A 9,055-nucleotide genomic window follows, 5' to 3' on the forward strand; every position below is an offset into this window, starting at 1 on the left:
TCCAACAGGTGTAGGCATGACAAGTAGTCCCGTACAAACCCAGGTGCTCGGAAAACTGCTGCTCGCCCAACAGACGTTGGACATGCTCCCGGATGAACGCGTGATCGCCGAGTTCACTGCGCGTGCGTTGCAGGAGGTTCCGGGGATATCTAAGACGCATATCTGCCTGAGCGCCGCTGTGTCGTTGCCGCGCGCGGATTTCGAGCCGGTTTGCAGCTCCTGCACTGTCCGCCTCGGCGACGCCACGACCGCGGCGCCGGCCAAATGCGGCGTTGCGCCGATGCCCGCTTACCGCGTATTTCCATTGCGTACGGCCCGAGGTCATTACGGATACCTACCGATCCGGCTTGGCGACCGGCACCTGTTCGCGCAGTACGAACCGCACATTGAAAACTTGGCCAATACGGTTGCGAATGCCATCGAAAACCGGCGCTATCTCGCACAGCTGAAGCAAGCCAATGCCGAGCTGGCGCGAGCGCGCGCGTCCTTGGAGCGCACGGTAGCCGAGCGCACCGCCGAACTGGCAGAGAGCGAGGAGAAATACCGGCTCATATTCTCGACCAATCTCGATTCGGTGGCGCTGGTCGATGCCAACACCATGTATTTTCTGGACATGAATCCGGCGTGGATCGCGCTCTACGGTCATTCGCGTGACGAGGCATTGGCATTGACCCTTGCCGATGTGAGTGCTGTTCCGGAATTAACGAAGGAAACATTTCGCCAAGCTATTGCCGCAGGCCAACCTGTCAAGATCGCACTACGGTGGCACAAGAAGAGGGATGGTTCGACCTTCCCGGTCGAAGTCAGCGGCGGCGGCTTCATGTACCGGGGACAGCCGGTCATATGGATCGTCACGCGAGACATTAGCGAGCGCAAGCTAGCCGAGGACGCCATTAGGAAGTCAAACCGCGCGCTGCGGGTGTTGAGCAGTTGCAATCAAGCCCTGATTCAGGCTAGCGCAGAGCAAAAACTGTTCGAAGATATCTGTCGGATTATCGTCACCGAAGGAGGCTACCGGCTTGCCTGGGTCGGCGTCGCGGAAAACGACGCCGCCAAAAGCGTCCGTATGGTCGCACAGTGTGGCTTTGGAGACGGTTATCTGGACACATTGAACATCACCTGGGCGGATACCGACAGAGGCAGGGGCCCTACGGGCACCGCCGTCAGGACCGGTTCTACCCAGGTGAACCAGAATTTTGAGACGAATTCTCTGCTCGCTCCCTGGCGCGAAGACGCTAGGAAACGCGGCTACCGTTCAAGCATCGCGTTGCCGCTCAAGAGCGTGCCGCCGACACTTGGCGCCTTGACCATCTACGCGGCGGAGCCCGATGCTTTCGACGCGGAAGAGGTAAAGCTGTTGGAAGAACTAGCCGATGATCTGGCCTTCGGTGTCACTGTTCTGCGGGCGAGAGCTGCGCATACGCGAGCCGAGATTGCGCTTCGTGACAGCGAGCAGAAGTTCAGGGAACTGCTGGAGTCCGCGCCCGACGCGATGGTGATTGTCAACCAGGACGACGAAATAGTGCTGGTGAACGCCCAGGCGGTCAAGCTGTTCGGTTGGCGCCGCGAGGAGCTTCTGGGGCGAACGATCAGAATACTCATGCCCGAACGCTTCCGCGGCGGTCATTCGGGAAAGCAGAGTGGCTTTCTCGCACAGCCGCACCCACGGTCAATGGGCGCGGGCCTGGATCTGTTCGGTCTACGCAAGGACGGCACCGAATTCCCGGTAGAAATCAGCCTGAGCCCGATGGAGACCAAGGATGGCATCCTGGCGATTGCCGCTATTCGCGACATCACCGAGCGCAAACAGGCAGAGCAGGCACTGAAAACAAGCGAGGAGCGCTTCAAAACCATGTTTGTGCAGGCGCCTTTGGGCATTGCATTGATCGATTCCATCACCGGGCATATCTACGAAGTCAACCCACGCTTCGCCGAGATTGCAGGCAGGTCAATGGAAGCGATGGCGAATATCGATTGGTTGCAAATCACTCACCCAGTTGATGTGCAGGCAGACCTGGCAAATATGGCTCTGTTGAATGCCGGAAAGATAAGCGGATTCCAGATGGAAAAGCGTTATCTTCACCCCGATGGAACACCTGTTTGGGTCAGCATGGCAATTGCCCCATTAGAGGTAGAAGATAGAGCCCATCCGCGCCATCTCTGCATGATTCAAGACATTACCGAACGCAAAGCAGCGGAACGCACGATCGCGCGCCTCAACCGCGTATATGCCATCCTCAGCGGCATCAACGCGCTCATCGTGCGCGTCAACGACCGCGACGAGCTGTTCAGGGAGGCGTGCCGGATCGTCGTCGAGACAGGCGGATTCCGCATGTCCATGATCGCTATCGTCGATCGGAGGACGCAAGAGATCGTTCCAGTCGCATCAGCGGGCAAGGACGAGGAACTCCTGAGCGCAATCAGAAGCATCCTGACATCGAGTGAGGGCGCGTCAACCACCATGGTCGCGCGCGCGATCCGGGAGAAAAAATCAGTCCTGTCCAACGATTCTCGAGGCGACCGGCAGGCTGTATTCGGCCAGGCTTACACCGAAGCTGGAGTCCGCTCAATGGCGGTCCTGCCGCTGATTGTTTCGGACGAAGCGTTAGGCGTGTTCGCTCTGTACGCCAGCGAGACCGAATTCTTCCATGAAGAAGAGATGAAACTGCTGACGGAATTGGCCGGCGACATCGCGTTCGCGGTTGATCACATCGAGAAACAGGAGCGGCTCAATTACCTCGCCTACTACGATGTGCTCACCGGGCTTGCGAACCGCTCTTTGTTTCTGGAGCGGGTGACTCTGTACCTGCGCAGCGCTATCGCCGATGGGCGCAAGCTTGCCGTGTTCCTGTTCGATCTGGAGCGGTTTAGAAATATCAACGACAGCCTCGGCCGGACGGCCGGTGACGCGCTCTTGCGGCAGGTGGCGGAGTGGATCACGCGTTACGCGAGGGACGCCAACCTGTTGGCGCGATTGGACGCGGACCATTTTGCCCTGGTGATCCCGGAAGTAAGGCAGGACGGCAACCTGGCGCGGTTCATCGAGAAATGGATGAAATCGTTCCTGGCGCATGCGTTCCAGGTGGATAACGTCGCGCTTCGCGTCGGCGTGAAGGTTGGAATCGCGCTATACCCGGACGATGGTGCCGACGCCGAAACATTGTTCAGGAATGCCGAGGCCGCGCTCAAGAATGCCAAGGCGAGCGGCGAACGCTACCTGTTTTACACCCAGACAATGAACGAAGCGCTGGCGGGCAAGCTCACGCTGGAAAATCAGCTGCGCCAGGCGATCGACAACGAGGAATTCGTGCTTTATTACCAGCCCAAGGTGAATCTCGTGAGCGGCACGGTCACCAGCGCCGAGGCACTGATCCGCTGGCATGACCCACGCACTGGCCTGGTACCGCCGGACCGATTCATCCCGATCCTGGAAGAAACCGGCTTGATTCATGAGGTTGGACGCTGGGCGTTGCGGCAGGCCACCAAAGACTACCTGCGCTGGCGCGCCATGGGTCTGCCTGCGGTGCGCATCGCGGTGAACGTGTCGCCGATGCAACTGCGCAATCGCGGCTTCGTTGACGAGATAAGACAGGTAATCGGGGTCGACGCAAACGCGGCAGCCGGCCTTGAACTGGAGATCACCGAAAGCCTGATCATGGAGAACGTCAAGCACAGTATCGCCATCCTGCAGGAAATCCGCGCCATGGGCATGACCATCGCCATCGATGACTTTGGCACCGGCTATTCCTCACTCAGCTATCTCGCCAAACTGCCGGTGGATACGCTGAAGATCGATCGCTTGTTTGTGATCGAAATGAATACCCCGGAGGGGCTGGCGCTGGTGTCCACCATCATCACTCTGGCGCATTCGCTGAATCTGAAAGTGGTGGCGGAGGGCGTCGAAACTGAAGAGCAGTCGAACCTGCTCATCTCGTTGAACTGCGACGAAATGCAGGGCTTTTTATTCAGCAAGCCGGTGCCGACCGATATCTTCGAAACAAAATTCCTTGCCCTGCCTCCCGCAGGGTGACGAATAATGATGAATCCACTCCCGCAGACGACACAGCCTGGATACCATGCTGTCCTTTGGGTTCAACGCGCAGTCACCAGCGTCAGCACATGAGATTCATCAGGCGCCGAAGGTTAAGCTGGTTTGCTTTTCAGACTCAACGCCAGCTCATAAAGCGCATTGCGCGGCTCACCGGTGATCTCGGCGGCCAGTTTGACGGCGGTTTTCAGTGGCAACTCGGCCAGCAGCAATTGCAGTATGCGGCTGTCCGGTCCGCTGGCCACGCTGGCCGGAGCCGGGTGCAACACCAGCGCAAATTCACCGCGCAGGCGGTTGCCGTCCTGCGCCAGCCAGGCCGGAAAATCCTGCGCGGGCAACGTGGCAATTTCCTCGAACTGCTTGGTCAGTTCGCGCCCCACCGTGAGCGCCCGCGCACCCAACACCGCCAATGCCGTGGCCAGGGCCTCGATGCGGTGCGGTGCCTCCAGCAGCACCACGGCCCGCGCTTCAGCCGCGAGCGCCTGCACGGCAGTGTTGCGCTCGCCGCTCTTGCTGGGCAGAAAGCCGGCAAAAACAAAACCGTCGGGGTGCTGGGCATCCAGCGTCAGGCCAGCCACACTCAGCACGGTGGTGATGCTGCTGGCGCCGGGCAGTGGCAGCACCGGCAAGCCGGCCTGGCGCGCCTCGGCCACCAGCCGGGCGCCGGGGTCGCTGATGGCGGGCGTGCCGGCGTCACTCACATAGGCCACGCGCAGGCCCTGGCGCAGCCGCTCCAGCACCACCTGCGCCGCCTGTGCCTCGTTGTGTTGGTGCAGCGCCAGCATCTGTGCCGGCGGCTTGTCGATGCCGTAGGCGCGCAGCAGCGCCTGGGTGTGGCGCGTGTCCTCGCAGGCAATCACCTCGGCCAGTTGCAGCACATGCAGGGCACGCAGGCTAATATCGGCCAGGTTGCCAATCGGTGTGGCCACCACATACAAGGCGCCGCGCGGGTAATTTTGCTGGCCACAGGCTTGCTGCGCGGCCTGCAGGGCCGGCGCGAAGCTGGCGCTCACCGGGGTCAAGGAGCTTGAAGTCAATGGGTATTCCTCTGGTCAAAACGGGGCCGGCATCGTCCCGGTCGCCCAGCACCAAACAGTTGGGCGACCAGGCCGAAGATCTGGCGCTGGCGCATTTGCAGCGCGCCGGTTTGCGCCTGCTGGAGCGCAATTATCGAACCCCGGGGCGCGGCGGTGGTGAAATTGACCTGATCATGCGGGCGGCCGACGGCACCTGTGTCTTTGTCGAGGTGCGTCGGCGCGCCTCCAGCAGCCACGGCGGTGCTGCTGCCAGCGTCAGCTGGACCAAGCAAAAGCGCCTTGTGTTCGCGGCGCGCCATTATCTGCTGCGTCTGCGCACCGTGCCGCCCTGCCGGTTTGATGTGGTGGCCGTGCAGGCAGGTGACATTGAGTGGCTTCCCGGCGCATTCGATGCCGGCGGCTGGTAGGCGCGGGTATCATTGCGGCCATGCTGCAACAACGTATCCAACAACATTTCATTGACAGTGCCGACCTCAAATACCAGGCCGCGCCGCTGCTCAGCCAGGTCATTGCCGACGCCGTGCAGGCGCTCATGGCCTGTGTCACCAGCGGTGGCAAGGTGCTGAGTTGTGGCAATGGCGGCTCGGCCGCCGACGCCCAGCATTTTTCGGCTGAATTTGTCGGCCGCTTCGAGCGCGAACGCCCCGAGCTGGCAGCCATTGCCCTGACCACCGACAGTTCGATCCTGACGGCGATTGCCAACGACTACGATTTCAGTCACGTTTTTTCGCGCCAGGTACGCGCCCTGGGGCAACCGGGCGACGTGTTGCTGGCCATCACCACCAGTGGCAATTCGGCCAACGTGCTGGCGGCCATCGAGGCCGCGCACGAACGCGACATGGTGGTCATCGGCCTGAGCGGACGCGGTGGTGGCAAGATGGTGCAGGCGCTGCGCGACACCGATGTGCATATTTGTGTGCCCCATGAGCGCACCGCGCGCATCCAGGAAGTTCATCTGCTCACCCTGCATTGCCTGTGCGATGCGGTCGATACCCTGTTACTTGGCGATTAGGAAAACACCCATGAAATTTGTCAGTCCAAAACTCCTCTCTACGGTACTCGTCGCTGCCAGTCTGGCGGGCGCCTTGAGCGCCTGCGCGCCCATCGTGGTGGGCGGCGCGGTCATGGGCTCGCTGGTGGCCACCGACCGGCGCACCTCGGGGGCGCAACTTGAAGACGAGGGCATTGAGTTGCGCGCCGCCAGCCGCATCCGTGACAACCTGGGCCAGCGCGGCCACGTCAACGTCAACAGCTACAACCGCCGTGTGTTGCTGACTGGCGAAGTCCCGAGCGCACAAGACAAGCAGTTGGTGGAGCAGATCGTGACGCGCGTCGACAACGTCCAGCTGGTGGTCAATGAACTGGCGGTGCTGGGCAATACCAGCCTGACGCAGCGCTCCGCCGACACCCTGGTCACCGGGCGCATCAAGGCGGCCATGGTGGACAGCCGCGACCTTTTTGCCAATGCCTACAAGGTGGTTACCGAGCGCGGCACCACCTACCTGATGGGCCGGGTCACGCAGCGTGAAGCGGATCGCGCCACCGACATCGCCCGAAGTACACCGGGTGTGCAAAAGGTGGTGCGGGTGTTCGAGATCATCACCGAAGACGAGCTGCGCAGCCTGTTGCCCAAGCCGGCAGCGAACGAGGCCAAGAAGTAAGCGTGGTTTAGCGCAGGCGCTTGATCAGGCTGGAGGTGTCCCAGCGCTGGCCGCCCAGCTGTTGCACGTCGGCATAAAACTGGTCCACCAGCGCGGTCACCGGCAGGCGCGCGCCGTTGCGTCGGGCTTCGTCCAGCACCAGCCCGAGGTCCTTGCGCATCCAGTCCACGGCGAAACCAAAGTCGAACTTGTCGGCCACCATGGTCTTGCCACGGTTGTCCATTTGCCAGCTTTGCGCCGCGCCCTTGCCAATCACGTCGAGCACCTGGTTCATGTCGAGCCCGGCTTGCTCGCCAAAGGCAATGGCCTCGGCCAGGCCTTGCACCATGCCGGCAATGCAGATCTGGTTGACCATCTTGGCCAGTTGCCCGGCGCCGCTGGCGCCCAGGTAAGTCACGGCTTTTGAAAATGCCATCGCCACCGGCTGGGCCGCCTCAAAGGCGGGCAGGTCACCACCACACATCACGGTGAGGGTGCCATTGACGGCGCCGGCCTGGCCGCCTGAAACCGGGGCATCGACAAAATGCAGGCCCTGGGTATGGGCTTGCGCGTACAGTTCACGCGCCACATTGGCCGAAGCCGTGGTGTGGTCAATGAACACCGCCCCTGGGGGCATGCCGACAAAGGCACCGTCAGCGCCCAGGGTGACACTGCGCAGGTCGTCGTCGTTGCCGACGCAGCAAAACACCAGGTCGGCGTTGTGCGCGGCCTGGCAGGGTGTGGCGGCATGGTGCAGCCGGCCGTGGCTGCCGGTCAAGGCTTCGTATTCATGGCACCAGACTTGGGCTTTGGCCGCCGTGCGGTTGTACACGGTGACCTGGTGGCCGGCGCACGCCAGGTGGCCGGCCATGGGGTAACCCATCACGCCCAGGCCCAAAAAAGCAACGCGTTTGGCGGGGATGGCTTCGTAGCTTCTGGTGTTCATGCGGGTGTCGTTGGAGAGAGGGTTAAACAATGCTGAAATTTTCGGTGCCGGCGCTCAGGTCCTGGGTCTTGCCGCGCTGGCTGTTGAGTTTGAACTGCAGCCGCAAATCATTCATGGAGTCGGCGTTGCGCAGCGCGTCTTCGTAGCTGATCTGGTTGGTCTCGTAAGCGTCGAACAGCGCCTGGTCAAAGGTTTGCATGCCGATGTTGCGGCTTTTCTTCATGATTTCCTTGATCTCGGCCACTTCACCCTTGAAGATCAGGTCGGAAATCAGCGGCGAATTAAGCAGGATCTCGACCACCGCCAGACGGCCCTTGCCGTCCTGCTTGGGAATCAGCCGTTGCGATACCAGCGCCTTGAGGTTGAGCGACAGGTCCATCAGCAACTGGGCGCGGCGCTCTTCGGGGAAAAAGTTGATGATCCGGTCCAGCGCCTGGTTGGCGCTGTTGGCGTGCAGCGTGGCGAGGCACAGATGGCCGGTTTCGGCAAAGGCCACGGCGTGTTCCATGGTCTCGCGGTCGCGGATCTCACCCATCAGGATCACATCAGGGGCCTGGCGCAAGGTGTTTTTCAGCGCCGCTTCCCAACTGTCGGTGTCAATGCCGACCTCGCGCTGCGTCACCACGCAGTTCTTGTGTGGGTGGACAAACTCGATCGGGTCCTCGATGGTGATGATGTGGCCATAAGTGGACTGGTTGCGCCAGTCCACCATGGCCGCCAGCGTGGTTGACTTGCCCGAACCGGTGGCGCCGACCAGAATGCACAGGCCGCGCTTGGTGTTGACCACATCTTTCAGGATCGGTGGCAGGTTGAGGCTGTCGATGCTGGGCAGGGTCATGGGGATGGTTCGCAGCACCATGCCCACCTTGCTTTGCTGCATGAAGGCGTTGACCCGGAAGCGGCCCAGACCGGGCGGCGCAATGGCGAAGTTGCACTCTTTGGTGCGCTCGAACTCGGCCACCTGTTTGTCGCTCATGATCGAGCGCGCCAGCGCCAGCGTGTGGCCCTCGTTGAGGGGTTGCGGCGACACCTTGGTGACCTTGCCATCGACCTTGATGGCGGGGGGAAACTCGGCGGTGATGAACAGGTCGGAGCCGCCGCGCCCGGTCATCAGCTTGAGCAGGTCGGTAATGAAAGAAGTGGCTTGATCGCGTTCCATATGGTCACCCTGGGAAGTTTTCTGGGATTTTGGCCTTGGTGCGGGCTTCGGCCGCGCTGATGATGTTGCGCCGCACCAGGTCGGTCAGGTTCTGGTCGAGGGTCTGCATGCCCACGTTGTTACCGGTCTGGATGCTGGAATACATTTGCGCCACCTTGGCCTCGCGGATCAGGTTTCGGATGGCGCTGGTTCCCAGCATGATCTCGTGCGCTGCCACGCGACCCG

General features: G+C 61.4%; 7 protein-coding genes and 1 pseudogene. 4 read left to right on the top strand and 4 right to left on the bottom strand.

All coding sequences use genetic code 11. From position 1 onward, the window contains the following. Positions 1-16 precede the first annotated feature (16 nt). Entirely contained in the window at positions 17-4,030 is a 4,014-nt protein-coding gene (locus tag Q7U49_RS11460) for an EAL domain-containing protein (RefSeq protein WP_304764398.1), read from the top strand. A 113-nt stretch (positions 4,031-4,143) separates the two neighbouring features. Here the strand turns inward: Q7U49_RS11460 and rsmI are convergent, their stop codons facing one another. Continuing rightward, positions 4,144-5,085 (bottom strand): 16S rRNA (cytidine(1402)-2'-O)-methyltransferase, encoded by a 942-nt coding sequence (rsmI, locus tag Q7U49_RS11465; RefSeq protein WP_304764399.1) that lies wholly within the window; start codon positions 5,083-5,085, stop codon positions 4,144-4,146. On the opposite strand from rsmI, the gene Q7U49_RS11470 reads away from it, so the two are divergent. Genes Q7U49_RS11470 through Q7U49_RS11480 form a run of 3 tightly spaced genes read left to right on the top strand, consistent with a single transcriptional unit; the run spans position 5,085 to position 6,746 of the window. Then, a complete protein-coding gene (locus Q7U49_RS11470; RefSeq protein WP_304764400.1) occupies positions 5,085-5,492 on the top strand; it encodes a YraN family protein in 408 nt (135 codons plus the stop codon). The genes rsmI and Q7U49_RS11470 overlap by 1 nt on opposite strands. A gap of 20 nt (positions 5,493-5,512) precedes the next feature. Next, on the top strand, positions 5,513-6,097 hold the full coding sequence (locus tag Q7U49_RS11475) for a phosphoheptose isomerase (RefSeq protein ID WP_304764401.1): 585 nt from the start codon (positions 5,513-5,515) through the stop codon (positions 6,095-6,097). Positions 6,098-6,107: 10 nt separating this feature from the next. Further along, on the top strand, positions 6,108-6,746 hold the full coding sequence (locus tag Q7U49_RS11480; protein WP_304764402.1) for a BON domain-containing protein: 639 nt from the start codon (positions 6,108-6,110) through the stop codon (positions 6,744-6,746). 7 nt (positions 6,747-6,753) lie between these two features. Here Q7U49_RS11480 and Q7U49_RS11485 read toward each other — a convergent pair whose 3' ends face one another. The 3 genes and pseudogenes from Q7U49_RS11485 to Q7U49_RS11495 form a co-directional block, all read right to left on the bottom strand. Then, on the bottom strand, positions 6,754-7,671 hold the full coding sequence (locus tag Q7U49_RS11485) for an NAD(P)-dependent oxidoreductase (protein ID WP_304764403.1): 918 nt from the start codon (positions 7,669-7,671) through the stop codon (positions 6,754-6,756). A 22-nt stretch (positions 7,672-7,693) separates the two neighbouring features. Next, a complete protein-coding gene (locus Q7U49_RS11490; RefSeq protein WP_304764404.1) occupies positions 7,694-8,830 on the bottom strand; it encodes a PilT/PilU family type 4a pilus ATPase in 1,137 nt (378 codons plus the stop codon). Positions 8,831-8,834: 4 nt separating this feature from the next. Beyond that, positions 8,835-9,055: pseudogene (locus Q7U49_RS11495) on the bottom strand (twitching motility protein PilT); the annotation flags it as partial.

Source organism: Rhodoferax sp., assembly GCF_030653815.1.
Taxonomy (GTDB): domain Bacteria; phylum Pseudomonadota; class Gammaproteobacteria; order Burkholderiales; family Burkholderiaceae_C; genus Rhodoferax.